Genomic DNA, 25,292 nt, shown 5'->3' on the forward strand with positions numbered 1-25,292 from the left:
CCGCCGCATAAACCGGATCAAGCGCGGCGCCAGACCGTCGAGCTACTGGCCGGCGCGGCCGTTTCGCAGGCGGAAATATGCGCCGTTCTCGGGATCGATCAAAAGACGCTTCGCAAGCGCTACAGGCTCGAACTGGACCGAGGCGCAGCAAAGGTCGAGGCGAGGCTTGTCGGCAATCTGCTGCGCCTTGCCAGCGGCAGCGACGGCGTGGCGCTGCGGGCGATCATGTTCTCGCTCCGATGCCGTTTTGGTTGGTCGGAATTCGCGCCGCGGCCAGATGCCGGATACATGAACCAAAGGCTAGGCCATGGACGCTCGCGATGATCTACCCGGAACCGGAGAAGGGGCGGGGGAAAAAGGCAAAAATTACTTTAGGGCTTAGCAGCCAGCTTCGATCACAAGCCCGCACCGTTCTAGCGCACTCTCGCGCACTGGCGGAGTCCGTTCTCGCGGGTACCAAACCGCTCGACTGCGCCTCCCAACCCTCGTGGGTCTTGCCGTTGTGCAGCGTGATCGCCGACGATCCAAAATTCGCGCTTCGGGTCCGTTTCGCCATGTAGCGGGCGGATTTCGAGCGGCCACTGATGCACGGCATGAACTAGTGGTGAAAACCTGACGGTTGGTACCCGTCGTGGATGACCGCTCTGGGTAGGATTTTCCGTTCACGTTCGCAATTTGAACGAGCAACCAGCGCCATAACCTGTCATTTGCAGCGCTTCTCCAACCCTGGCCTTCGCGCAACGGCCCAAGCCGACCCTTGCAAGACCCTCGGGCTCTTGTTTGGTCTTTCCGAATGCTGCCGATCCCCTACTCGTGACCAAACCGGGCGATGCAGTGTATCCGGGTGAAAGTTCAGCGTGATTGGATAGAATTCGCCCTCTACGCTTTGCACTGCCTCCGCGCAGATGCGCCAACGCTCGTGTAAGCGTCTTTTCGGGGCTGTCCGGTTGCCACTCTCGAGGCGCGCGGCGACAATCCGGCGTGGAGGCACGGATGAGCGGCGGCTACGGATACGGAGACAGCGAGCCTGTCGAGGAGTGCGGGTGCTGCGGCGGCCTGGCGCGGGCCGAGTTCTGCGACGTCGGCGTCGGCTATGCGCAGGTCTCGGAATACCGTTGCACCCAATGCGGGGCGTCGCCCACGACGGTGCGCGACGGGGCGGGACGGTACGTCGTCTCCTGGGAGCAGCCTTCCTCGCCGTCGTCCCTCGGAGAGGTCGTCACGGGATACCTCATCCTGTAGCGCGCATGCAACGGCCGGATGAGGCATCCGCGTTTCGGCTGGACGAAGAAGCGGGTGTTTCTGCCACTTCTGCGCCGGCCGGCGCGCGGATATTGCCGAGGCTTCTTCGCCGCCGCAATCAGGATCACGCATGCCCGCCAGCCTCACAATCCGCCCCGTCCTCCGGCAGGACTACGACCAGTGGCTCCCGCTCTGGGAGGGCTACAACGAATTCTACAAGCGTGTCGGCCCGACGGCGGTTCCTGACGAAGTCACGCGGATGACCTGGGGCCGGTTCTTCGACGCTTACGAACCCGTGCACGCGCTGGTCGCGGAGCGTGACGGAAGGCTGGTCGGGCTGACCCACTACCTTTTTCACCGCAACACCACCGCGATCGCGCCCGTCTGCTACCTGCAGGACCTGTTCACGGCACAGAACGAGCGCGGCGGGGGCGTCGGCAGAGCGCTGATCGAGGGCGTCTATGAGCAGGCGCGGCTTGCCGGCTCGCCGCGCGTTTACTGGCACACGCACGAGACGAACCAGACCGCGATGCTGCTCTACGACAAGGTGGCGGAGCACTCCGGTTTCGTCGTGTATCGCAAGCAGTTCTGAGTTCCTTTACCCGAGCGCGAACATCTGGCTCCGGATCGCCGCCCCGGACCGGTGACTTGACGTGCTGCCCATTCCTCAGGCTTAGTCCTGTCGCAGAGCCTGCGGAACGGAGCGCCAACCGCCATGAGTGTAGCCTGCGCCAGCCACACTTTCCCGCAGCGCGATGTGCGATTGCTGCCTGCTGCTCTCACCGGTCTGTTGGTCTCGCTGGGCGCCTTTGCCGCCAGCTTGTTCTTTTCCTGGGCGGCGACCGCGGAGCCGGTCTTCCTTCCCGGCGCACATTGGGGGCTGACGCCGCCGCCGGGCTTTACGGTCGAGACTCGGCCGCACGCGATGTTCGTCCACCCTGCCGGAGCGATAATCATAGTCGTCACTACGGCGCAGCCGCACGACCCTTCCCGTTTCGCTGCGGTCGGGTCGGTTGTGGGATCAGGCGCGGATCAGGGCCGTATCGTGGCCATCGACGAGATCCAGGTCGGTGGCCGACCGGCTCATCTGATGCGGATGCGTATGGCCGCCGCGGATGCGATGGCACTGCTGGTGCGCGGGGAGTCCAGCGGTACCGTCTCCGCGACGATTTTCGACGAGGCCCGTCCGACAGTGACCGACGCCGCCGTGCGTGATGCCCTTCTCTCCACAGTCGAGCGCATAGTGTCGCCGGCCGAGCAGATTGCCGCGCTGCCGATCGATATTGCCGATTTCGGCGGGCTGCGAATCACGGTGACGCTCTCCAACAGCGGAGTGATGATGACGGACGGGCCCAGCAACGAGTCGGATTCCGCCCCCGGCCAACCGTTTGTGACCGTCGTCGCTTTGCCGCCGGAGGCGGCCGATGGCTATCGTTTGGCGCGCGATCCCGATGCGTTCGCGAACCATATCGAAAGCGTTTACAAGGGCGTCCGGGTGACGGGCCGGCAGAGCGGACAGGGCGCGAACGGCCCGCACATCGAGCTTGTATTTCGCCAGGAAACCGACAATTTCGTCCGGCCGGGCGTCGCGTGGTCTTTCGTCAGCGGCCGAACGCTGGTGCTTGTGGTCGTCCAACTGGCCGCCGACCAGCAGAACGGGGCGGCGGATCGATTCGTAAGGCTTCGCGACAGCATCTCCGAGAGATAGCACGGCTCTCCGCACCTGCCTGCCTGCGTTGCCCTCGGCGGACCGATCCGCTAAACGTCGGCCTCGTTCGCAAACCGGAGCCTCAGGGCCGCCCATGAACCTGGCCGACACGATCCGCAGCACGCTTGTCCCGATCCACCGCGAGGGCTACCCCTTCATCGCCGGATTCACTGTGGGTACGCTGGTGCTTGGTCTGGTCTGGGGACCGCTGTTCTGGATCGGGTTGATCCTGACCGGCTGGTGGCGGTTGCTACCGAATGGCGCAGAACTGTCTCGCAATCGACACTGAAACCAAAGCACCAGAAGATGCGGCGGAACACATCATTCGACAGTTCGCCTTGAAATAAGCGCCTCCTTTCTTGGCATCTAGACATACGCATACCCCCCTGGCCGGGCGCTGTGACGTAAGTCCGCAAAGGGTCGCCAGCGCTGGTTGCCGCGAATGTCGGCTATCGAGTAGCAAAATGGGTTGATGAAGGTCGGCTTGGGGTCACCACTTCCCCTTCGGACTCTCCGGCGGAAGGGTAGAAAAGGGGTCGTGAGCTGTATTCGCCTCGGGTACCAAGCGTTGGATTTTCACCACTAGCAAGCCCCTTCAGCGCGGCATTGGCGAAGGCCAGAGCGCGGCAGCGGGATCGTTCCAGTCCATGCGATCACCTCGCTGCCTTGGCGGCTTTCCGCTGCGCTTCCAAAGCAGTCACCGCCAGGTTCCGATAGCGGTCCATAGCCTTCGACGAGGAGGAAATCGGATTGATCGGATAGGCCTTCAGCGCCTTGATATCGCCAGCTTCGACAAGGGCGATAATTTCATCAAGCTTCTTGCGAAAGCGCCCATGGGTAGCGGCCGAAAAGTCCGGCTTGGCTGGCAAGGTTCCGGCCTCGGCGCTGGCGAGAATTTCCGCGCGCTTGCCGCCAGCGGGCTTGTCAGCCTTCGGTGCCTTTGCCGCTTTCGGTGCCTTTTCCGCCTTCGGGGCCTTGTGCGGCTTGCCGGAAACAACCGTCTGATTTCCGGTCGCGTCGAAAGCGACAATGATCGGCTTCGCGGTGGCGTTCGGATTGTCGGCGGAAAGCTGGGCGGCGGCGGCGTCGATTTCCTCGCGGGTGTTGGCCTCGGCGTTGGCAAATTTGCCGCGCCCGAGGAAAAGCGAGGCGGCAAAGCGGGTCGCGTTCGCGGAAACCTCGGCGTTGTAGGCGTCGGCGGATTCCATGCTCGGGGTGTTGGTCTTGATGATCATTGCCTTGAGTCCTTTTGGTTGGCGCGCCTCATTGGCGCGGACCCACACCTAATCGGAGCCGTCGACGAAGCAACTCCAAGTGCTTGTTTTTACGGGGGAAGCAAAGCACGCGCCATTCTTCGCTATGCGCCCGATCTGGTCGAGCGCGTGCGGGATGGCCAAGCGGCGGCTCGCCGACGAATACGACGCGGCGCAAGAGCGAGGAGAGGTCCGATCAGCAAACGAGCGCACCGCTTCCAACGCGGAGGCGGTGGGAGTCGCCGACCTCGGTCTGACGCACAAGAACATTCATGAAGCGCGGATCATTCGCGACGCCGAAAAGAGCCGATTTTCGTGCACAGTACCGTTTTCCCCAACTCGCTCATGTGCCAGCCGCCGAAAGCGTCACCCGTCAGTTGACCGGCTGCTGCGACTCGCAAAAATGCTACCGAAATCACAAGGCTAGCAAGTGAGCGAGACAGACAAGCAATTCGAATTCCGGCTTGATGCGGCCAAGCGCGCGCATGATCGCGCCAATGAATATCGAAAGCTGACAACGAACCAAATCCAAGCTTTCAGCGTCGAGGCGATGAAAGCGCCGGCCCTCGTTGCGGCGGGAGGTATTGCCGCTGCGCTGGGCTTCTACAGCGCCAACTATTCGCGGCTATCGCAAAATCCCCAGCACTTGGCGAATTTCAATTCGATACTGCTTTGGCTGTTCTTGGGGCTCCTATCTACAATGGCCGCACCGGCCTTCGCCTACCTCAGCCAACTGGCGTATGCCGAAGAGGGCGGCAAGGAGAAGCACGACTACGAGCACCCGTTTGTCCATGAGACGCCTCAATCAAGGCGCTATAGAATTGCCGGACACTGCCTTCGGTTGGTGGCAGTGGGGTTCTGGCTGGCGGCGATGGGCTGCCTGATCCGGGGCGGGTATTTGTTTCTCCGAATAGTGGCTTAACCTACCAGCGCAAAAAGCCCGCACCGTTCTCCGCAGCAACGCGCGCCGAGGGGAAATCGGCGGCCCATCTTTCGATGAGCGTCGCCCCTATCCGCAATATATGGCAGTCGCCCCTCTAAATAAGGCGGCTGGAGCGGAGAATCCAAGCGGCGGATCGGGAAAATCCCACCGTGACCTGTTGATAGTGCCCCAAGCCACTCTTGCATGATGTCCGCGCAGGTGGCTTGATCGCGCTGCTTTAGGGGTGAAAAAGGATAACCGTGGAGATCATCATTGCCATTGGGGCCATATGGTTCACGTTCCAGCTTGTGGTGATGATCCTCGGCCACTTTGCAATGTGGCGTGAACGAGCCAAGGATCCGAAGGCGTTCGCGGAGAAATATCCCGGCACTCCCAATTGGGACAACAACCGCGATACGAGGGAATACGAACAACGGGGCGATTCCAACGATCGCTGGTGATTGACCCAGGCCCCAACAGGCGGGCATTTCCGCCGCCCGCCACTTTTCCCCGGCCAAGCCCGCCGCGCGCGCTGACAGGCCGGATAGGGGCGGCAAAGCGGGCCATTACCGCCGCCTTGTCGCGATGCCCCACAAGGCCGCAAGATCGTCCAGGCACCACCGCAACATGTCGGCCGCCGTCAGCCTTTCACGCTTGCTGGCCGCGATTTCGTGAAGGGCCATGCCTTGCCCGCAGACGAGCGAGACCAGCGCATAGCCGCGAGCGCCGAGCAGCGCCCGGCACCGCCGCAATTCCTGCCCGGCATCGATCTGGCGCTGGCTGATGCCCTCCGGCATCTTGCCGGCATCGACGACGATGCGGCCCGGATCGATCGAGGACGCGCCCTTGCCGCCGAGCGTTTCCCATAGCGTTCGGAAGTGGTCGGCCGCCTTGACCTGAGCCGCATCGAGCGCGCCGCGCGAGGCAAGCATGGTGATTGCCGATTCGCGAACGTTGACGGCGGCCGGGATCGTGCGTGGATTGCTGGCGTCGGCGGGATGGGCGCGGCTGAAAAAGGGGTTGTCGACAACGGACGGGCGGAGGCGGGCTTCGGCGACATGGCACAAGGATGCCACGGCGAGGCCGAATCGTCACCATCCGCGCGGTGCTGGGGCCGGCGCGTTCGTCAATATACGCCGACGTTTATTTCACGTATATTTCACCGTTTGGGGGGAGGCGTCGCTAAGTGCTTGATTTTGCTGGTACGCCCAAGGGGAATCGAACCCCTGTTACCGCCGTGAAAGGGCGGTGTCCTGACCGCTAGACGATGGGCGCGCTCAGATGTGAGCGCTTATAGTTGCGTTGCACCAAACCGGCAACCCGTCTGCCGCCGCCTGCGACAACTTTTTTCAGTGGCCGCAAAACCACGCATTTTCGGCGATTTAGCCCGGTTCCACGCACCATCGCATGCCGTCCTCGGACGGACACTGCGGATGTTGCATAAACGAGAGGAAGAACCAGCTTACCGCCGGCGGCGGCAGCGCCAGTTCCAGTCGCGCTCGGGGCCGACGTCGATGTGAACGGATTCGGTATGGCAGTAGGTGCCGACGCCGCCGCGCCCGGGCATGTTGCGGACATAGCTAGCCAGTTGCGCTTTCGAGACGCCTGGAACCTGGATATCGGCGGCGGCGCAATACATGTGCAGTGAATTCTTGGCGCCGTTGGCGCGGCGGTTGCGGGCCGGGTCGCGGTAGCCGGAGGTGACGATCATCTTCTTGCCGTAGTGACCCTCGATCGTCTTCAGCACGCGGACCAGCGAAGGCTTCAGGCAAGCAACGTCGACATTCTCGGTCTGCTTCAAAAGGCCGTTGGGCGCCAGCCGGGCAAGGCCGGCAGCGGATGCCACTTGATAGGCGCCGCCTTCATCCTCGTTGAGATCGACGTCGCTCTCGTCGTCGAGGCCAGATTTGCGCTTGATCTCGAAGAGCGCGGTCTTGCGCACGCCGGGCAGCGCGTCGTCGGTGAAATGGCTGGTATCGCCGATCGAGGCCAGTTGCACCGGCTTTTCAGCCGATTTGGCCGAGGCCAAAGTGATGGTCGGCTTTGCCGCCTCTGCCTTGGGCTGGGCGGCCGCCGGTTGCTCGTCCGACCTGTTGTTGGCCTGCGGGGCCGCCGAGGCGGGCGTGGCGCTGAACAAAGAGGCGAGGAACCCCTTCTTCTTCGGCGCATAGGCCTGCGGTTGCGGCTCTCCGGCGGTCACATAGACCGGATTGTTCATCGCCGGCGCGGAGGCCTCGGCCTTGGACTTCGTGCCGGCATCGGCTGTTTCTGTCTTCTGCGCAGCAGCATCGGCCTGCTCAACCGTCTTCGCGGACTGTTCCTGTGGCTGCGGCGTCTGGCCCGCAGTCGCTTCGGCACCCGCAGGAGCCGTGACCGGGAAGCCGGCATCGGACTTGGCGCCCTCCTGGGTGCCCGGCTTCGCCATCGGCACATAAGCGACCTGCTCGGGAAGGCTTGCATCGCCCTCGGCGGTCATCGTCATCTGTGAAGTCGTGATCTGCGACGACGAATCGGCGGCGACCTGTTGCGTGCCGGAGGCGGTGCTGATGTCCGTAGCCGAGGCGTTGTACCCCGGCATGCCGACCGATAGGGACGGGTCGCCGGCCGAGGTGCAGGACGCCAGGAGCACGGAGAAAAGCGCGGCGGCAATGGCGCGGCGTTCTCCCTTCGCGAGGCGCGATCCTGCTGATTTCAAAACAAAATTCCCCCTCGATGTCCGGCCGGTACGGCATTGGCGCGGCGTCGCAACGTCTCGCCGAAATAATTCCTTGTCCCCGAACGGAAACGAGACCTGTGTCAAATCCGCAAGCCCCAGAGTATTTCGACGGCTAGAGAGGAATCGGGGCTAGTTAAGGGTTGACGACACCATTTCGTCCTCTTTTACCGGCGCGTCAACTCACCACACATTACAGAAGGTTACACACGCACCTTGACATAGGTGCCTGGCGCATCGCCCAGGGTTTTCATGCGCTTGCCGGGTTTGCGGGCCGGCACGCGGGTGTTGTCCCTGGCCTCGATCCAGCGTTGCCAGTGCGGCCACCAGGAGCCGGGATGGTCGGTGGCGTTGGCGACCCACTGGTCGAAGTCGCCCGCCGGCTTGCCGCCGGTCCAGTAGTGATACTTCTGCGCCGCCGGCGGATTGACGACGCCGGCGATGTGGCCGGAGGCGGCCATGACGTAGTCGACCTCTCCGCCGAAATATTTCGAGCCGAGGAATACCGAAAGCGCCGGCGCGATGTGATCTTCCTTCGAGGCGAGGTTGTAGACCGGGATGGTGATGTCACCCAGCGATACCACGCGGCCCGCCAGCTCCATCATGCCTTGCGAAAGTCTGTTCTCGAGATAGCAATTGCGCAGGTAGAAGGAATGGTTGGCCGCGCCCATGCGGGTCGAATCGGCGTTCCAGTAGAGCAGGTCGAAGGGCAGCGGATCCTTGCCGCGCATGTAGTTGTTGACGACATAGGGCCAGATCAGGTCGCCTGAGCGCAGCATGTTGAAGGCGGTCGCCATCTTGGTGCCGTCGAGATAGCCTTTCTCGTTCATCGCCTTTTCGACGGCCGCGACCTGCTCCTCGTCGACGAACACTTTCAGGTCGCCGGCATAGGTGAAATCGACCTGGGTGGTGAAGAAGGTGGCCGATTTGATGCGGTGGTCGCCTTCCTGCGCCATCAGCGCCAGGGCCGCCGCCATAAGCGTGCCGCCGACGCAGTAGCCGACGGCGTTGACTTCTTTTTCGCCGGTGGCCTTCTCGATCGTGTCCAGACCGTATTGCAGGCCCTCTCGGATATAGGCCTCCCAGCTCTTGGTGCCGTGCCGCTCGTCCGGATTGATCCAGGAGATGACGAAAACGGTGTGGCCTTGCTCGACCGCCCAGCGGATGAAGGATTTTTGCGGGTTGAGATCGAGAATGTAGAATTTGTTGATCCATGGCGGGCAGATCAGCAGCGGCCGCTTGAGCACGGTCTCGGTCGCCGGATCGTATTGCAGGATCTCGGCGACGTCGCTGCGGCCCACCACCTTGCCGGGTGTCGTGGCCAGGTTCTTGCCGATCTCGAAGGGCGAATAATCGGCCTGCCTCAGTTTCAGGTCGCCCTTGCCGGCTACAATGTCCTCGGCCAGCATCTTCATGCCGCGGACCAGGTTTTCGCCATTCGAGGCGATGGTCTCGCGAAACAGTTCCGGGTTGGTCAAGATGAAATTCGACGGCGAGATGGCGTTGGACACCTGCTTGACGTAGAAGCTGGCCTTGTGGCGGGTGTGCTCGTCCAGGCCATCGGCGTGCTCGACCAGCTCGGACGCCCAGCGCGAGGTGACGAGATAAGCCTGCTTGAGAAAATCGAAGAAAGCGTTGCGGCCCCATTCGGGGTCTTGGAAACGCTTGTCGCCGCGCTCGGGCTTGACCGCGTCGTCGGCATCTTCGCTGCCGGCGCTGATGCGCTGGATGGAGTTGGCCCAGACGGTCATATAGCCGGAGAACAGCCGCGTCTGCGCCTCCAGCGCGCGCTGCGGGTCGGAAAGCCAGTATTCGCTGAGCTTGGAGAAGGTTTTCACCATGTCGACGAACGGCTCGGCGACATGATCGCGCACGTCGCCTTTTTCCCGCGGCTCGGCCCATGCGGAAGCCGCCTTGCCGGCCTGCTCGATCATGCGCGCCATGTTCAAGGCGAAGCGTTCCGGGTCCTTCACCAGATATTGCTCGACGGTCGAAGGCTGGTCATCTTCCGCTTTGCCCGAATCGGGTGTTTTGGACATGGTTCGCGGGGTTCCTCCCGAAGCGTTTTCTTGACATATTATCATGGGACATCCGACAGGGTCCAATGCGCTCTACCTCGGCTGCCTAAGGAAACAATATGACGATTAATATTGGCGAAACCGGTTTTTCTGGCACTGGTCGTTTTTGCCGCATGGGCGCGGCGGTCGTTTTGCTGGCGATCGCCGGCTGTTCGAGCACCAACATCGAAGGCGCCACGCCGGTCTCGGCTACCGACGGGCCGAAGGATACCGGCACCTATCCGAACCTGAATATTCCGCCGAAGGTGGCGGCGGAGCAGTTCACCGACGCGGAAAAGAACGCCAAGCTCGCCCAGTTGAAGGCCGACGAGCAGACCCAGGGCTCGAAAGTCGGCGCTGTCAGGGTGACGAACCCGGCGACGCTAAACGCGCTGGCAAAGCAGCACGGCGCCGATGCACTGAAGCAGATCGAAGCCAAATGCGATCCCGCCCTCGACCCTACCTGCAAATAGGGTTATATCGCGCGACCGAAAACCACCTCTGGAATTGACCCACCTCTGGAATTGATATGGAAGAATTTCACAAGGTCCGCCGGCTTCCGCCCTATGTCTTCGAGCAGGTCAACCGGCTGAAGGCCAGTGCCCGCTCGCGCGGCGCCGACATCATCGACCTTGGCATGGGCAATCCGGACCTGCCGACGCCCAAGGCCATCGTCGACAAATTGTGCGAGGTCGTGCGCGATCCGCGCACGCATCGCTATTCGTCGTCGCGCGGCATTCCGGGCCTGCGCCGCGCCCAGGCCAGTTACTATGCCCGCCGTTTCGGTGTGAAGCTCGATCCGGACACGCAAGTGGTGGCGACGCTGGGCTCGAAGGAAGGTTTTGCCAACATGGCGCAGGCGATCACCGCGCCCGGCGACGTGATCCTGTGCCCCAACCCGACCTATCCGATCCACGCTTTCGGTTTCATCATGTCGGGCGGCGTCATCCGCTCGTTGCAAGTGGAGCCGGACGATGGCTTCATTCCGGCGCTGGAGCGCGGCATCCGCCATTCGATCCCGAAGCCGCTGGCGTTGATCCTCAATTACCCGTCGAACCCGACGGCGCAGGTCGCCTCGCTCGATTTCTACAAGGACGTGGTGGCCTTCGCCAAGAAGAACGACATCATCATCCTGTCGGACCTTGCCTATTCGGAAATCTATTTCGACGGCAATCCGCCGCCCTCGGTGCTGCAGGTGCCGGGTGCGATCGACGTGGCGGTCGAGTTCACCTCGATGTCGAAGACCTTTTCCATGCCCGGCTGGCGCATGGGTTTTGCCGTGGGCAACGAGCGGCTGATCTCGGCGCTGACCAGGGTCAAGTCCTACCTCGACTATGGCGCCTTCACGCCGATCCAGGTGGCGGCCGCGCACGCGCTCAACGGCGATGGCGCCGATATCGCCGAAGTGCGCGACATCTACCATAAGCGCCGCGATGTGATGGTCGACGCCTTCAGCCGCGCCGGCTGGACTGTTCCTGCGCCGGCGGCGTCGATGTTTGCCTGGGCGCCGATACCGGAGCCATTCAAGCATCTCGGCTCGCTCGAGTTCTCCAAGCTTCTGATCGAGCACGCCGACGTGGCGGTGGCGCCGGGCGTCGGCTTCGGCGAGCACGGCGACGACCATGTGCGCATCGCGCTGGTCGAGAACGAGCACCGGATCCGGCAGGCGGCGCGCAACATCAAGCGTTTCCTGGCGTCCAGCGCCAAGCAGCCCAACAATGTGGTGCCGCTCGCCGCGCATCGTTGAGTTGCCCGATATCACATCGACCAAATCCTTGAGGGGCGTCGCCGGACATGGCTGAAGCGTTGCGTGTTGGAATTGCCGGTCTCGGCACCGTCGGCGCGTCGGTGGCGCGTGTGCTGCGCGACAAGGCGGCGGAACTGACGCGGCAATGCGGCCGCGAGGTCGTTGTGGCAGCCGTTTCGGCCCGCGATCGCAAACGCGACCGCGGCGTCGATCTTGGCGCGGCCAAGTGGTTCGACGATCCGGTAGGAATGGCGCAGACCGCCGACATCGATGTCCTCGTCGAGCTGATCGGCGGCGACGAGGGGCCGTCGCGCTCTTCCGTGAAAGCGGCGCTTGAAGCCGGCCGCCACGTCGTCACCGCCAATAAGGCGCTGCTCGCCAAGCATGGCGTGGCGCTGGCCGAGATCGCTGAGAAGAAGGGCGTGCTGCTCAATTACGAGGCGGCGGTGGCGGGCGGCATTCCGGTCATCAAGACGATGCGCGAGGCGATGGCCGGCAATTCGGTAACCCGTGTCTTCGGCATCCTCAACGGCACCTGCAACTATATCCTGACCCGCATGGAAGCCGAGGGCCTGTCGTTCGACGCCTGCCTGAAGGACGCGCAACGGCTGGGCTATGCCGAGGCCGACCCGACCTTCGACATCGAGGGCCACGACACCGCGCACAAGCTGTCGATCCTGACCAGCCTTGCCTTCGGCACGAGGATTGCCGCCAACGACATCTACATGGAAGGCATTTCCAACATCAGCCAGGCCGACATCCGAGCGGCCGGCGATCTCGGCTACCGGATAAAACTGCTCGGCGTCGCCCAGCGCACGGAAAGCGGTATCGAACAGCGCGTGCACCCGACCATGGTGCCGACAGCCTCGGTCATCGCGCAGGTGCACGGCGTCACCAATGCGGTGGCCATCGAAACCGACATCCTTGGCGAGCTTTTGCTCTCCGGTCCCGGTGCCGGCGGCAATGCCACCGCATCGGCAGTGGTCGGCGACATTGCCGACATCGCCAAGAGCCGGCCCGGTTTCCAGCACGGTCCGGTCTTCGGCCTGCCGGCGAAGGAATTGCGACCTTACAAGAAGGCGCAGATGCGCAGCCATGCCGGCGGCTATTTCATCCGGCTGACCGTGCATGACCGCATCGGCGTCTTTGCCGCCATCGCCAAGCGCATGGCCGACAACGACATTTCGCTGGAATCGATCGTGCAGCACGCCGCCGGGCCGGATACCGCTTTGCAGAAGACGGTCATCCTCGTCACCCACGAGACGACAGAAGCTGCGGTGCGCAAGGCCGTCGAAGGCATAACTAAGGACGACCATCTGACCGACAAGCCTCAAGTCATTCGCATCGAGCGGGCAGAGTAGAGATTTACGCTTTCCTTTCAATCGATTGATATCGTTGTGTTTTCAAAAAAGACCCGCTCAGGTCTTGCTGTTGTCATGGAGCTTTGACACAACCAGCGCGCCTCTGGCGGGAGGCAATGCACCAACGAGGATTGTCCACCGATGAACGTTGCCCAGAACATCGTCGCCGGCCTTGACCGGATACTCACCATGGAACTGGTGCGTGTCACCGAACGCGCCGCGGTTGCGGCGGCCAGGCTGCGCGGACGCGGCGACGAAAAGGCCGCCGACCAGGCCGCAGTCGACGCGATGCGCGAGGAGCTCAACCGTCTCGCCATCAACGGCACGGTGGTGATCGGCGAGGGCGAGCGCGACGAGGCCCCGATGCTCTACATCGGCGAAGAGGTCGGCTCCGGCAAAGGCCGGCGGTCGATATCGCGCTGGATCCGCTCGAAGGCACGACGATCTGCGCCAAGAACCTGCCCAATGCGCTGGCCGTCATTGCCATTGCGGAAAAGGGCAGCCTCCTGTTCGCGCCCGACGTCTATATGGACAAGATCGCCGTTGGCCCGGGATATGCGGACGGTGTCATCGACATCGATGCCTCGCCGGCCGAAAACATCGCGAGCCTGGCCAGGGCCAAGGCCGTGGCGGTGTCGGAGATCACCGCCTGCATCCTCGACCGGCCGCGCCATGGCGCGCTGATCGAAGCGGTGCGCGCCACGGGCGCTGCGATCCGGCTGATCGGCGATGGTGACGTCGCCGGCGTCATCCATACCACCGATCCGGATGAAACCGGCATCGACATCTATCTCGGCACCGGCGGCGCGCCGGAGGGCGTTCTGGCAGCGGCAGCGTTGCGCTGCACCGGCGGCCAGATTCTGGGAAGGCTGATCCTCGACACGCCGCAAAAGGTGGAGCGCGCGGCCAAGATGGGCATTTCCGACCCGAAGCGGGTTTATCGCACACAAGACATGGCGCGCGGCGATGTGCTGTTCGCCGCAACCGGCGTGACCGACGGCAACATGCTGGCCGGCGTCAAGTTCGGCCGCAATTCCATCACCACGCATACGATCGTGCTGCGCTCGTCGTCACGAACCGTGCGCGAGATCAAAGCAAGGCACCAGGATCTGGAAAAGTTTTGATTCCCGACTCGGCTAGCCGTCGCATATTGTGAGAAATGACAATCCGCAGACGGCGCGTCGCATGACGGGCGAAAACCGTATCTTCCTCGATGTAAGGCAGTCGGCCACTGGTGTTTCCTGGGAACACCGGCTGACCGAGCGGCAGGACATGACCGCGCTTGCCATAGCGCAAGGCTATGGCGTGCCGGACATCGTCGCGCGCGTCCTTGCCGGACGCGGCGTGACCGCCGAGCAGACCGAGCGGTTCCTTGATCCGACCATCCGCGACCTTTTGCCGAACCCGGCGTCGCTGACCGACATGGACAAGGCCGCCGCCCGGATCGCCGCGGCAATCGTTGCAAGGGAAAGGGTGGCGATCTTCGGCGATTACGATGTCGATGGCGCGGCCTCCTCGGCGCTGCTCAAGCGGTTTCTCACACATTTCTCGGTGCCATCGGAGATCTACATCCCGGACCGCATCTTCGAGGGGTACGGCCCCAATCCGGAAGCCATGCGCGAGCTCGTCTCGCGCGGCGCGACGCTGATCGTCACCGTCGATTGCGGCACCAATAGCGCCGTTTCCATCGACGCGGCGAAGGCTGCCGGCGCCGATGTCGTAGTGCTCGACCATCACCAGCTAGGCGGCCCGTTGCCGGCGGCGGTAGCGGTTGTCAATCCCAATCGCGAGGACGACCTTTCGGGGCAGGGCCATCTTTGTGCCGCCGGCGTCGTCTTCCTGGCTCTGGTGCAGACGGCGAAGATCCTGCGCGACCGGCTGCCGGATGCCGCACCGCCGGATCTGCTTGGCTTGCTCGACCTCGTGGCGCTGGCGACCGTTTGCGACGTGGTGCCGCTGACCGGCGTCAACCGCGCTTTCGTGGTCAAAGGGCTGCAGATGGCGCGCCAGCAGAGGAACGAAGGACTGGCGGCGCTGGCGCGGGTCTCGCGCATCGGCGAGCCGGTCAGCACCTTCCATCTGGCCTATCTGATCGGCCCGCGCATCAATGCCGGCGGGCGCATCGGCGATGCAGCGCTCGGCAGCCGCCTGCTCGCCACCGACGATCCCGTCGAGGCCCGCACCATTGCGGAGACGCTGGACCGGCTCAATCAGGAACGGCAGCAGATGGAGCTGGAAATGCTGGCCGCGGCACGCGTGGAGGCCGATGCCGAGCTTGCCGGCGGCAATGGGCCGGCCATCGTCGTCACCGCCAGCTCCAATTGGCATCCGGGCATCGTCGGCCTGCTGGCCTCGCGGCTCAAGGACCATGCGCGCCGGCCCGCCTTCGCCATCGCCTTCAACGCCAACGGCGTCGGCACGGGTTCAGGCCGTTCGGTGTCGGGTTTCGACCTTGGCCGGTTGGTGCGCGAGGCGGCCATTGCCGGGCTGATCGTCAAAGGCGGCGGCCATGGCATGGCAGCCGGCATCACGGTGGAGCGGGCGAAACTTGGCGCGCTCCGGGCCTTCTTCGAGGAACGAGCGGCGGCCGACGTGTTCCGGCTGCAAGGTGAGGAAAGCCTGGCGATCGACGGTGCGCTGGCCGCCGAGGGTGCAACGCTCGGCCTGCTCGATGCATTGGAGAAAGCCGGCCCGTTCGGCGCCGGGCATGTCGCGCCGATCTTCGCGCTGCCGCGCCATCGCCTTGCCGATGCAAGGCCGGTCGGCACCAATCACATCCGCGCCGAGTTGCAGTCGGAAAGCGGCGGCCGCATCCAGGCGATCGCCTTTCGCGCCGTCGATACGGCGCTCGGCGAATTCTTGTTCAAGAACAGGGGCAAGCCGGTGCATGTCGCCGGTTCGCTGTCGGGCAATCACTGGAACGGCAACCGCACGGTGCAGTTCCGCATCGTCGATGCGGCACGCGCCTGAGCGTTGTGAGCCGACTTAGGTCCTTAGCGCAGAAGTTTTGACAGGCCGGACGTGCTTGTATTGGCGATCGCATGCCTTGGAGATTAGCCGAAACGCCCATCGCTTCGTCATCCTGGGGCGGAGCAAGGAGCGAAGCGACGCGGCGCAGACCCCAGGATCCATGCCATGACATTGGAACGCCGCCACTGCGCAGAATTCTGCTCCGCTGTACGCTTTGACTAGCGTTACGGCATGGATCCCAGGGTCTCCGCGACGGAGCTTCGCTCCTGCTTCGCCCTGGGATGACGAAGTTGGGAAGGCTTCGGCCAATCTCCAATGTCGGCGATAGTCGACCCAGACGAACGGCGAAAATCCTGCCTGCCAACAGCCTGCAACCTGCCAAACACCTATGCCGACGAGCTAGGCCAGAACCGTCTGCAGCCGGGTCAACTCGCTGATCTGTGCCATCGTAACCTGATAGCCGATGCGGATCGCCTCGTCGGCGCGGTGGAATTCGGTCAGGCCGATATGGCTGAGCTTAGGCTGCAGCGACATATCGGGCGGGTCGCCGGCAAGTCGTGCACGCGAAATGCGGTCCTGGATGATGTTGAAGGCCTCGACCATGACGCCGGTGATGCCGAGCCGTGTTTGGTACTGGTGCGCTGCGTCAAACAGGCCGGGCCTTGGCGCATCCTTTTCGACGACCAGTTCGCCGGCGCTGTGCTTGATGACGGCGGCGCGGCCGAACAGATCGTAGTGAAGGTTCACCGCGACCACGAGCGGCTGCTCGTAGGCGCGGCAGACCGAGACCGGAACCGGATTGACCAGCGCGCCGTCGACCAGCACGCGGCCGTTGCAAGTGACCGGTTCGAACACACCGGGCAGTGCATAGGAGGCGCGCATGGCGGTGATCAGCGAGCCGCCCGACAGCCAGATTTCATGGCCGGTGCGGATCTCCGAGGTGACGCAGACGAAAGGCTTGGGCAGATCCTCGAACCGGATGCCGGCCATATGCTCGCGCAGCCGTGCGTCGAGCTTCATGCCGCCGAACAGGCCGCTGCCGCGCAGATTGAGATCGAGAAGACCAAAAATGCGCCGCTTGGTCAGGCTTCTGGCGAATTCTTCCAGCTCATCCAGCTTGCCGGCAAGATAGCAGCCGCCGACCAGCGCGCCGATCGAGGTGCCGGCGATCATCGACACTTCGATGCCGGCTTCGTCAAGCGCGCGCAGCACGCCGATATGAGCCCAGCCGCGCGCGCAGCCGCCGCCCAATGCCAGCGAAATGCCTGTTTTCTTGGCGGGGCTCGTTTCGGATGCGCCGGCGGACGATGACAGGCCATTGGCCTCTCGAACGTCCAGTCGGTTGCGCGATGACGCCCATTCGAGCATCACAATCTCCCTTGTCCGACTGCCAACATAGAGGCTGGCAGTATCGAAATCATGAATATACGTGGTTGCAGGCCGGCGAATGGTTCATTTGGATGGTTCACGGGGCTTTCGATACATTTCTTCCGCATCGAACAGCGGCTTGCTGCCGTCGCTGGCAAGCGTCCCCTTGCCGTCGATCAGTCCCACCGTCCGATAGAAGCAAGAACGCCGGCCGGTGTGGCAGGTTGCGTCGTGGCCCATCACTTTGACGCGCAACCATATGGCATCCTGGTCACAATCCGTGAGCATCTCGACGACGGTCTGGACGTTCCCGGACGTTTCGCCCTTCTTCCACAGAGCGCTGCGCGAGCGCGACCAGTAATGAGCGATGCCGGTTTCCAGCGTCAGCGCCAGCGCTTCGGTGTTCATATGCGCGACCATTAGCAGCATTCCGTCTTCGGCATCCGTAACGACGACGGTGACGAGGCCGCTGGCATCGAAGCGCGGCGAAAAGACCGTGCTTTCTTCCAGTGCCTTCTTGTCTGATGGAGCTTTCGGAAATTCCACTGCCGACATCGCCGGTCCTTGTTCAGAGCCTCGCCCATTCCGATAGGATCGGAATGGGCGAGGCTCTGTCTTGTTGTTTGGCCATGATCCTGTCCGAGAACCGGTTCCCACTTTTCGGTATCATGGCTAGCGACCGCGGGGGTCTTCAGCCCCTGCCGCCACGCACCATGGTGACGAAACGGACCTGTTCCTCGGGCGTGTCCTTGAAGACACCGGTGAAGGTCGACGTCAGCGTAGTGGAGCCCTCCTTGCGGATGCCGCGCATGGCCATGCACATATGCTCGGCTTCGAGCATGACGGCGACGCCGCGCGGATTGAGCACATCCTGGATGACGCCGGCAATCTGTGCGGTCATTGCTTCCTGGGTCTGCAGGCGCTGGGCGAAGATATCGACGACGCGCGCGATCTTGGACAGGCCGACAACCTTGCCGTCCGGCAAATAGCCGACATGCGCCTTGCCGATGATCGGCACCATGTGGTGCTCGCAATGCGAATGGAACGTTATATCCTTGACCAGGACGAGGTCGTCATAGCCGGCGACTTCCTCGAAAGTGCGGCCGAGTTCCTCGGCCGGGCATTTGTCGTAGCCGCCGAACATTTCGCGATAGGCCTTCACCACACGCTTTGGCGTATCGACCAGGCCCTCCCGGTCCGGATTGTCGCCGGCCCAGCGCAACAGCGTGCGAACCGCGGCCTCGGCTTCGGCTTCGCTCGGCCGGTCGGTGACCGGCTTTTCCAGATAGGCGGAGGGGGGCATGAATTTCTTGATGACGGCATCCATAAAGGCGTCTCCCGTAGTTCCTCTCTCAGGAGGAACGAGTTGAACGGACCACGACCTTTCGGGTGTTAGAAACGTGCCCTGTTTCCAGCCCGTAAGCGGCGTGAACTTGATTTGAGCACGGACGAGGTTGTTGGTTGCCTTGTCCATACCCGACTACCAGCATTATATATGATCGTGCCGAGCGAAAGGAAGACCGTCAGCGGCAATCGCTGTTCGCTCGGCGGTGACGGATTGGAAAAATATGATCGACGATGTCTACAATGCGAAAATTCTGGGATTTGCCGGGAATATCGCGCGGATCGGCCGGCTCGACCATCCCGACGCAACCGCGCGCGCGCATTCCAAGCTGTGCGGCTCGACCGTGACCGTCGATCTGAAGATGGATGACGGCGTCGTCACCGATTTCGCCCATGACGTTAAAGCCTGCGCGCTTGGCCAGGCGTCGTCCTCGATCATGGCGCAGCATGTCGTCGGCGCCAGCGCGGATGAATTGCGCAGCGTTCGCGAGACGATGCTGAAGATGCTGAAGGAAAACGGCGCGCCGCCCGAAGGCCGCTTCGCCGACCTCAGATATCTCGAACCGGTGCGCGACTATAAGGCGCGCCATGCCTCGACCATGCTGACCTTCGATGCAGTGGTCGACGCGATCGGCCAGATCGAGAAAAAGCGCGCCGAACAGGCAGCCTAAATACCTTCCAGAGAACGCTTGCTTTCGGCAAATTCGACCCGGACCCATTCGGCGAACGCCGCAGCCGGTTCGGATAGGTTGCGTAGGCTCCTGGCAACCAGCCAATAGGCGCCGCAAACTATGTCGGTGCCGAATGGCTTGATCAACGCACCGGTCGCCAGTTCCTCCTTGGCCAGCAGAAGGTCAGCCAGCGCCACGCCGTGCCCCAGCACGGCGGCCTGCTTCGACAGCGACGCGTCCGCCAGCAACGGGCCACGCTCCGGCATCTCATCCGCGGCTACGCCTGCTGCCTCGAACCAGCGAGCCCAGCTCTGCCGATTTTCTTCATGCAGCAAGGTGTAGCGCCGCAGGTCGGCCGGGCTTTCCAGTGCCGGACTGGCCGCGGAAAGAGCCGGCGACAGCACAGGCGAATAGATGACCGAAGCAAGGCATTCCGCCTCGCTGCGCGGCCATGACGTGCTGTGGGCGCTGAAGCGCAGAGCGAGTTCGGCCTGATCGCTGCGGAACTCGATCAGGCGCGGGTCGACGTCGAGGGAAATGTCGATATCCGGCCGCAGCTCGCGAAATCGATTGAGCCGCGGCACAAGCCAGGATGCGGCAAGCGAAGGCTCGACGCTGACGCAGACCACGGATTGGGCCGGCGTCGCCATCATTTCCGAAAGCAGCCCATCGATTGCGTCGAAACTTCTGACGAGTTGATCGAGCAAGCGCCGGCCGGTGTCGGTAAGCTCGACGCGGCGATGGTGGCGCACGAACAAGGGCTGGCGCAGGAACAGCTCGAGTTCGCGGATCTGACGGCTGATCGCCGCTTGGGATACAAAGAGTTCGTCGGCCGCCCGGCTGAAGCTCAGCTGCCTGCCGGCGGCTTCGAAACTCCTCAATGCTGTCAGGGGAAGGCGCCCGCGCTTCATTTGCATAATCTCAAGTTATCCGAGGTGGAAACTATACTCGTTTGAGGATGAAGGCCAGCAGGGGTCAAATCGACACTCAAAGGAGATGCGGCCATGATCCAGTTTCTGAGCATTTTTGGCGATGTCATCCGGGTCGCGACATTTCAAGCGCGTGGCGCGAGGCCGCCATATGCCGGACGCTGCGAAGAGAGCGCGGCTGCTCGCTGCATATCTTGGCCGATCGGTATCCCGCCCGCCGTCCAAGCGCCTGAGGCGGACAACAGGGCGGTGATCAGAAGGGGATTGCGTTCTCTGGTCGAAGTCCACATCTATCGTGCAAGGAAACGCGATGCGGAGAATGCGGTGCGCGACCAACATGGGCATGCGCATGTCGCCAGGTCGCTCCAGCGCGGGCGCAACTGGCCCGGCCCGTGGCGCAAGACGCCCGGCCGCCTGCTGGGCACATCGCTCGTGCGCTTTTACCAACTGACGCTGTCCGGTTTTGTCGGCAATTCGTGCCGGCACCTGCCAACCTGCTCCGAATACGCGCATGAAGCGATCGCCCGCCACGGCCTGTGGGCGGGTGGCTGGATGGGGCTTTTCAGGGTGCTGCGCTGCGGACCGTTCGGCACGCATGGTATCGACCGGGTGCCGGAAGTGCTGGAAGACCGTTATGTCTGGTTCACGCCCTGGCGGTATTGGCGGATCGGAAAAAAGCGTGACCCGGAAGACTGATGGCGGTAGGGGCGTGAGCAATCGAGCAGATCTTTACGATTTGCTAAGCTTGACCGCATCTTGCGCATTTAAGACAAAATCGAGACAAGACGCCTCGCTAAGCCGCTCCTGACCTGCCTCAGGAGAGATTGCCAAATGCGCCAGATAGACCGCCGTCCATTCGTCTTCGCCTTGGTTCTCTATCTTCTGGCCTGGTTTTTGGGCTTTCCGATCCGCGCTCAATCCGAGCCGCAGAACGACGTTGAATGCACGCTGATCCTGGATGCTGCAAGCGGCGAAACGCTGTATCGGCAAGGGGTTTGCGACCAGCGCTTCAGTCCCGCCTCGACTTTCAAGGTCCCATTGTCGCTGATCGGCTATGATGCGGGAATCCTAATCGACGAGCACACGCCGGCATGGGACTACAAGCCGGAGTTCAATGCGGTGAAGCGGGACCAGAAAACCGTCGACCCGACGATCTGGGAGAAGGACTCGGTGCTGTGGTTTTCGCGGGAAATCACCCGCCGGCTCGGCAGCGAGCGCTTTGCCGGCTACGTGTCGAAATTCGACTACGGCAACACGGATGTTTCTGGCAACGCCGGCAAGAATGATAGCCTCACCCGGTCCTGGGTGAATTCTTCCCTCAAGATTTCGCCGGTCGAACAGGCGAATTTCCTGCGTCGGCTGCTTGACCGCAACCTGCCGGTTTCGGACAAGGCCTTCGCGATGACCAAGGCGATCTTGCCGACCTTCCAGGCAGGTGGCTGGACGGTGCAGGGCAAGACCGGGAGCACAAGGCTTCGCAACGACGCCGACAAGGTGAGGGATGACCGCTCGCTTGGCTGGTTTGTCGGCTGGGCGCAAAAGGATGGCCGCAAGATCGTCTTTGCCAGCCTAGCGGTCGATGCGAAACGATCGGACACGCCCAAGGGCCTCAAGACGCGGGCGATGTTCCTGAAAGACCTGCCGAATCTCATCAAACAAGACTAAGTGATCGGCCATCCGTCTTTACGGCACGGGAATCTGCCCCTAAAAGGCTGCCGCCGCCGGACGCATCCGGCTTTTACTTTATGCATGTGGTCGCCCCAAAACCGCTACACACTTTTGGGCGACATGCATTTCACCACCCGCGCTCGTTTGCGGGACTGGATAGGAGAATTTCATGCTGAATTCCGTTTCCCTGACATTTCCCGATGGCTCCGTCCGCGACTATGAAGCGGCGATGACCGGCGCCGGCCTGGCGGAATCGATCTCGAAGTCGCTGGCCAAGAAGGCCGTGGCCTACTCGATCGATGGCGTCGTGCGCGATCTTTCCGATCCGCTCGGCAAGTCCGGCAAGATCGAGATCATCACCCGCGAAGACCCGCGCGCACTGGAACTCATCCGTCACGACGCAGCACACGTGCTGGCCGAAGCCGTGCAGGAATTGTGGCCGGGCACGCAGGTGACCATCGGTCCGGTGATCGAGAACGGGTTCTACTATGATTTTGCCCGCAATGAGCCGTTCACGCCCGACGATTTCCCGGTGATCGAGAAGAAGATGCGCGAGATCATCGCGCGCAACAAGCCGTTCACCAAAGAGGTGTGGTCGCGCGAGAAGGCGAAGAAAATCTTTGCCGACAAGGGCGAGCGCTACAAGCTCGAGCTGATCGACGCGATTTCCGAAGATCAGGATCTCAAGATCTATGCGCAAGGCGACTGGTTCGACCTTTGCCGCGGCCCGCATATGACCTCGACCGGCCAGATCGGCAACGCTTTCAAGCTGATGAAGGTGGCCGGCGCTTACTGGCGCGGCGATAGCAACAACCCGATGCTGACCCGCATCTACGGCACGGCCTGGGCCGATCAGGCGCAGCTCGACGCCTATCAGACCATGCTGGAGGAAGCCGAAAAGCGCGATCACCGGAAGCTCGGCCGCGAGATGGACCTGTTCCATTTCCAGGAAGAGGGGCCGGGCGTCGTCTTTTGGCATGCCAAGGGCTGGAGGATGTTCCAGAACCTGGTCAACTACATGCGCCGCCGCCTCGACGAGCAGGGCTATCAGGAGGTCAACGCGCCGCAGGTTCTCGACAAGAGCCTGTGGGAGACGTCGGGCCACTGGGGCTGGTACCGGGACAATATGTTCAAGGTGACGGTTGCCGGCGACGACACCGACGACGACCGGGTGTTTGCGCTGAAGCCGATGAACTGCCCCGGCCACGTCCAAATCTTCAAGCACGGGCTGAAGTCCTACCGCGATCTGCCGGTAAAGCTTGCGGAATTCGGCAATGTGCATCGCTACGAGCCGTCCGGCGCGCTGCACGGGCTGATGCGCGTGCGCGGCTTTACCCAGGACGATGCCCACATCTTCTGCACCGAGGAACAGCTCGCCGACGAGTGCATCAAGATCAACGACCTGATCCTGTCGACCTATGCCGATTTCGGCTTCGACGAAATCACCGTCAAGCTGGCGACCCGCCCCGAAAAACGGGTTGGCACCGACGCGATGTGGGATCATGCCGAGGGCGTGCTGCAGGACGTGCTCGACAAGATCGCGGCGCGGTCGGGCAACCGGATCAAGACGGGCGTCAATCCGGGCGAGGGCACGTTCTACGGGCCGAAGTTCGAATATGTGCTGAAGGACGCCATCGGCCGCGACTGGCAATGCGGCACCACGCAGGTTGATTTCAACCTGCCGGAACGGTTCGGCGCCTTCTACATCGGCTCCGATTCGGAAAAGAAGCAGCCGGTGATGGTGCATCGCGCCATCTGCGGCTCGATGGAGCGCTTCCTCGGCATCCTGATCGAGAATTATTCGGGTCATTTCCCGCTGTGGTTCGCGCCGCTGCAGGTGGTGGTGGCGACGATCACCTCAGATGCCGATGATTACGCGCAAAAGGTCGTCGCGCAGCTGAAGGCGGCCGGACTGTTGGCGGAAGCCGATCTTCGCAACGAGAAGATCAACTACAAGGTCCGCGAGCACAGCCTGGCCAAGGTTCCGGTTATCCTCGTCTGCGGCAAGCGCGAGGCGGAGGAGGAGACGGTCAACATCCGCCGGCTCGGCTCGCGCGACCAGGAATCGCTTGGCCTTGGGCAGGCGGTGGCAATGCTTGCCGAAGAGGCGGTGACGCCCGACCGCAAGCGCAAACGGGCGGCCTAGACCTGGCTCTAATGGCGCATCCCTGTCGGTAGTGAGCTGGCGAAGCTCACGCCGACAGGGTTGACGTAGCAGACGCTTCGTATTTGGCATTTCGAGAAGGCGAGAATTCCGTCGCCGTTGATGGCTACTTTCTTTGATCTGAGCGCTGACCGAGGCAATCGGCACTTGATATGCAAAGAGATGTGCACATATTGTGCAGACAAGTGTCATCACAAGCGCCGGAGAAGACCGATGACAATCGCTCAGAATACGCAGGCCGCCATGGTGTCGGGCTTCGTGGAGAGCCTTCAGGAACCTCGCACACCTTACATTTCACCAAAACGCTTTTCAAAAGCGCTTGGTGTCCAGGTGACGAACCTGGCCGATCTGACGGGTGTTCACCGAAACACGCTTCGCAATCCGGCCTCTGAGCGACTGCAAAGCCGGATGCGCGAAATGATCAAGGCGATCACGGCCGCGGCGACGCTCACCGGAGATATTAGCAAAGCAATTTACTGGTATCGAAACGAGCCGATCGCCGAATACGATCACAAGACCGCAGCCGAATTGGTGGCCGAAGGGCATTTTGAAGCAGTGTTGAGCTATCTCCGCGACTTGGAAAACGGCGCGCGCGGATGAATCTCGTCCGCATTGGGCCGGACGAGGTCTTCCATCGCTACCTGACGCCGAGATGGGCATATGTTCCGGTAAGCGGCGCCGGTGCGGCGATTGACGGAGGTAGGTTCAATCGACCCGGGATCGAAGCGCTTTATCTCTCGCGCGCGCCGCAGACGGCTCTCGATGAATATCGCCAGGGAGCTTCAATTACTCCGCCAGCGACACTAGCGGCCTACAAGGTCACGTTGGATCAGGTTGTAGATTTGTCGACGGGGTATGATCCCCTCATCTGGGGTCCCGAATGGGCGGAATGGGATTGTAAATGGCGTCTTATCGCGCGTATCGACAAGAAGACGCCGCCATCGTGGAAACTCTCCGACATACTGATCACGGCCGGTTGCCGCGGCCTGCTTTTTCCTTCGCTTCAGCATGCGGGAGGCACCAATCTCGTCATATTCAGCGCCAATCTGACGGCCGACGACAAGGTAGATGTGCATGATCCAGATGGTCGGTTGCCGCGCGATCAGTCGTCGTGGCAATGATGGCTTCATGGCGGTTGGGGGGTCCCCCCCCCTTTTCATAAGCCCCCCCTTTCA

Annotated in this window: 24 protein-coding genes, 1 tRNA gene and 2 pseudogenes; 18 read left to right on the forward strand and 9 right to left on the reverse strand. The window is 62.4% G+C overall.

The window, feature by feature from the left end:
- The 5 genes and pseudogenes from EOB36_RS25460 to EOB36_RS25480 all read left to right on the forward strand — a co-directional run.
- Positions 1 to 324: hypothetical protein (locus EOB36_RS25460; RefSeq protein ID WP_348631830.1), on the forward strand; the 324-nt coding region annotated here is incomplete at its 5' end.
- Between the two features lie 669 nt (positions 325 to 993).
- Positions 994 to 1,242, forward strand: a complete 249-nt coding sequence (locus tag EOB36_RS25465; protein WP_128285975.1) for a hypothetical protein — start codon at positions 994 to 996, stop codon at positions 1,240 to 1,242.
- A 130-nt stretch (positions 1,243 to 1,372) separates the two neighbouring features.
- Positions 1,373 to 1,834: a GNAT family N-acetyltransferase gene (locus EOB36_RS25470; RefSeq protein ID WP_128285976.1), complete on the forward strand. Its 462-nt coding sequence runs from the start codon at positions 1,373 to 1,375 to the stop codon at positions 1,832 to 1,834.
- Between the two features lie 123 nt (positions 1,835 to 1,957).
- Positions 1,958 to 2,950: a hypothetical protein gene (locus EOB36_RS25475; RefSeq protein ID WP_128285977.1), complete on the forward strand. Its 993-nt coding sequence runs from the start codon at positions 1,958 to 1,960 to the stop codon at positions 2,948 to 2,950.
- 94 nt (positions 2,951 to 3,044) lie between these two features.
- Positions 3,045 to 3,191: pseudogene (locus EOB36_RS25480) on the forward strand (phosphatidylserine decarboxylase family protein); the annotation flags it as partial.
- Positions 3,192 to 3,603: 412 nt separating this feature from the next.
- Here EOB36_RS25480 and EOB36_RS25485 read toward each other — a convergent pair.
- Entirely contained in the window at positions 3,604 to 4,185 is a 582-nt protein-coding gene (locus tag EOB36_RS25485) for a hypothetical protein (protein ID WP_128285978.1), read from the reverse strand.
- 448 nt (positions 4,186 to 4,633) lie between these two features.
- Between EOB36_RS25485 and EOB36_RS25490 the strand changes: the two genes are divergently transcribed.
- Together EOB36_RS25490 and EOB36_RS25495 are read left to right on the forward strand one after the other, a co-directional pair.
- Positions 4,634 to 5,125, forward strand: a complete 492-nt coding sequence (locus EOB36_RS25490) for a hypothetical protein (protein WP_128285979.1) — start codon at positions 4,634 to 4,636, stop codon at positions 5,123 to 5,125.
- A gap of 260 nt (positions 5,126 to 5,385) precedes the next feature.
- Positions 5,386 to 5,586 (forward strand): hypothetical protein, encoded by a 201-nt coding sequence (locus tag EOB36_RS25495; RefSeq protein WP_128285980.1) that lies wholly within the window; start codon positions 5,386 to 5,388, stop codon positions 5,584 to 5,586.
- 105 nt (positions 5,587 to 5,691) lie between these two features.
- Here the strand turns inward: EOB36_RS25495 and EOB36_RS25500 are convergent, their stop codons facing one another.
- From EOB36_RS25500 to phaC, 4 genes are all read right to left on the reverse strand, one after another.
- Positions 5,692 to 6,201 carry a hypothetical protein gene (locus EOB36_RS25500; protein WP_128285981.1) on the reverse strand — a complete coding sequence of 170 codons (510 nt, stop codon included), beginning with the start codon at positions 6,199 to 6,201 and terminating at the stop codon, positions 5,692 to 5,694.
- A 124-nt stretch (positions 6,202 to 6,325) separates the two neighbouring features.
- A tRNA-Glu gene (locus EOB36_RS25505) sits at positions 6,326 to 6,400 on the reverse strand.
- Positions 6,401 to 6,587: 187 nt separating this feature from the next.
- The gene (locus EOB36_RS25510) at positions 6,588 to 7,703 is read right to left on the reverse strand and encodes a YcbK family protein (protein ID WP_245467884.1); all 1,116 of its coding nucleotides are present in this window, start codon (positions 7,701 to 7,703) and stop codon (positions 6,588 to 6,590) included.
- Positions 7,704 to 8,041: 338 nt separating this feature from the next.
- On the reverse strand, positions 8,042 to 9,877 hold the full coding sequence (gene phaC, locus EOB36_RS25515) for a class I poly(R)-hydroxyalkanoic acid synthase (protein ID WP_128285983.1): 1,836 nt from the start codon (positions 9,875 to 9,877) through the stop codon (positions 8,042 to 8,044).
- A gap of 98 nt (positions 9,878 to 9,975) precedes the next feature.
- On the opposite strand from phaC, the gene EOB36_RS25520 reads away from it, so the two are divergent.
- The 5 genes and pseudogenes from EOB36_RS25520 to recJ all read left to right on the forward strand — a co-directional run bounded on the left by EOB36_RS25520 (position 9,976) and on the right by recJ (position 15,973).
- Positions 9,976 to 10,368 (forward strand): hypothetical protein, encoded by a 393-nt coding sequence (locus tag EOB36_RS25520; protein ID WP_128285984.1) that lies wholly within the window; start codon positions 9,976 to 9,978, stop codon positions 10,366 to 10,368.
- A gap of 56 nt (positions 10,369 to 10,424) precedes the next feature.
- Positions 10,425 to 11,642, forward strand: coding sequence for an LL-diaminopimelate aminotransferase (locus tag EOB36_RS25525; protein WP_095485414.1), 1,218 nt, complete (start codon positions 10,425 to 10,427; stop codon positions 11,640 to 11,642).
- Positions 11,643 to 11,689: 47 nt separating this feature from the next.
- Positions 11,690 to 13,003, forward strand: a complete 1,314-nt coding sequence (locus EOB36_RS25530; RefSeq protein ID WP_126106356.1) for a homoserine dehydrogenase — start codon at positions 11,690 to 11,692, stop codon at positions 13,001 to 13,003.
- A gap of 141 nt (positions 13,004 to 13,144) precedes the next feature.
- Positions 13,145 to 14,127, forward strand: a pseudogene (gene glpX, locus EOB36_RS25535) (class II fructose-bisphosphatase).
- Between the two features lie 61 nt (positions 14,128 to 14,188).
- Positions 14,189 to 15,973 carry a single-stranded-DNA-specific exonuclease RecJ gene (recJ, locus tag EOB36_RS25540; protein WP_095485411.1) on the forward strand — a complete coding sequence of 595 codons (1,785 nt, stop codon included), beginning with the start codon at positions 14,189 to 14,191 and terminating at the stop codon, positions 15,971 to 15,973.
- A 399-nt stretch (positions 15,974 to 16,372) separates the two neighbouring features.
- Here recJ and EOB36_RS25545 read toward each other — a convergent pair whose 3' ends face one another.
- From EOB36_RS25545 to folE, 3 genes are all read right to left on the reverse strand, one after another.
- Positions 16,373 to 17,341 carry a patatin family protein gene (locus EOB36_RS25545; RefSeq protein WP_126106358.1) on the reverse strand — a complete coding sequence of 323 codons (969 nt, stop codon included), beginning with the start codon at positions 17,339 to 17,341 and terminating at the stop codon, positions 16,373 to 16,375.
- 84 nt (positions 17,342 to 17,425) lie between these two features.
- A complete protein-coding gene (gene hisI / locus EOB36_RS25550; RefSeq protein ID WP_095485409.1) occupies positions 17,426 to 17,896 on the reverse strand; it encodes a phosphoribosyl-AMP cyclohydrolase in 471 nt (156 codons plus the stop codon).
- A 136-nt stretch (positions 17,897 to 18,032) separates the two neighbouring features.
- On the reverse strand, positions 18,033 to 18,668 hold the full coding sequence (gene folE, locus EOB36_RS25555) for a GTP cyclohydrolase I FolE (RefSeq protein ID WP_126041635.1): 636 nt from the start codon (positions 18,666 to 18,668) through the stop codon (positions 18,033 to 18,035).
- A 241-nt stretch (positions 18,669 to 18,909) separates the two neighbouring features.
- On the opposite strand from folE, the gene EOB36_RS25560 reads away from it, so the two are divergent.
- Complete coding sequence (locus EOB36_RS25560; protein WP_126106359.1) at positions 18,910 to 19,356, forward strand: iron-sulfur cluster assembly scaffold protein; 447 nt, start codon at positions 18,910 to 18,912, stop codon at positions 19,354 to 19,356.
- On the opposite strand, the gene EOB36_RS25565 is transcribed toward EOB36_RS25560, so the two are convergent.
- Positions 19,353 to 20,267, reverse strand: coding sequence for a LysR substrate-binding domain-containing protein (locus EOB36_RS25565; protein ID WP_128285985.1), 915 nt, complete (start codon positions 20,265 to 20,267; stop codon positions 19,353 to 19,355). The genes EOB36_RS25560 and EOB36_RS25565 overlap by 4 nt on opposite strands.
- Positions 20,268 to 20,609: 342 nt before the next feature.
- Between EOB36_RS25565 and yidD the strand changes: the two genes are divergently transcribed.
- The 5 genes from yidD to EOB36_RS25590 all read left to right on the forward strand — a co-directional run bounded on the left by yidD (position 20,610) and on the right by EOB36_RS25590 (position 25,238).
- The gene (gene yidD / locus EOB36_RS25570) at positions 20,610 to 20,981 is read left to right on the forward strand and encodes a membrane protein insertion efficiency factor YidD (RefSeq protein WP_126106361.1); all 372 of its coding nucleotides are present in this window, start codon (positions 20,610 to 20,612) and stop codon (positions 20,979 to 20,981) included.
- A 135-nt stretch (positions 20,982 to 21,116) separates the two neighbouring features.
- On the forward strand, positions 21,117 to 21,950 hold the full coding sequence (blaOXA, locus tag EOB36_RS25575) for a class D beta-lactamase (RefSeq protein WP_128285986.1): 834 nt from the start codon (positions 21,117 to 21,119) through the stop codon (positions 21,948 to 21,950).
- A 172-nt stretch (positions 21,951 to 22,122) separates the two neighbouring features.
- On the forward strand, positions 22,123 to 24,099 hold the full coding sequence (gene thrS / locus EOB36_RS25580) for a threonine--tRNA ligase (RefSeq protein WP_127294832.1): 1,977 nt from the start codon (positions 22,123 to 22,125) through the stop codon (positions 24,097 to 24,099).
- 231 nt (positions 24,100 to 24,330) lie between these two features.
- Positions 24,331 to 24,717, forward strand: coding sequence for a hypothetical protein (locus tag EOB36_RS25585; protein ID WP_095485403.1), 387 nt, complete (start codon positions 24,331 to 24,333; stop codon positions 24,715 to 24,717).
- Positions 24,714 to 25,238 (forward strand): RES domain-containing protein, encoded by a 525-nt coding sequence (locus tag EOB36_RS25590; RefSeq protein WP_095485402.1) that lies wholly within the window; start codon positions 24,714 to 24,716, stop codon positions 25,236 to 25,238. Before EOB36_RS25585 ends, EOB36_RS25590 begins: the two co-directional genes overlap by 4 nt.
- The last annotated feature ends 54 nt before the right edge of the window (positions 25,239 to 25,292 follow it).

Origin of the sequence: Mesorhizobium sp. M6A.T.Cr.TU.017.01.1.1 (genome assembly GCF_004023115.1) — a bacterium.
GTDB classification, from domain to species: Bacteria; Pseudomonadota; Alphaproteobacteria; order Rhizobiales; family Rhizobiaceae; genus Mesorhizobium; species Mesorhizobium mediterraneum.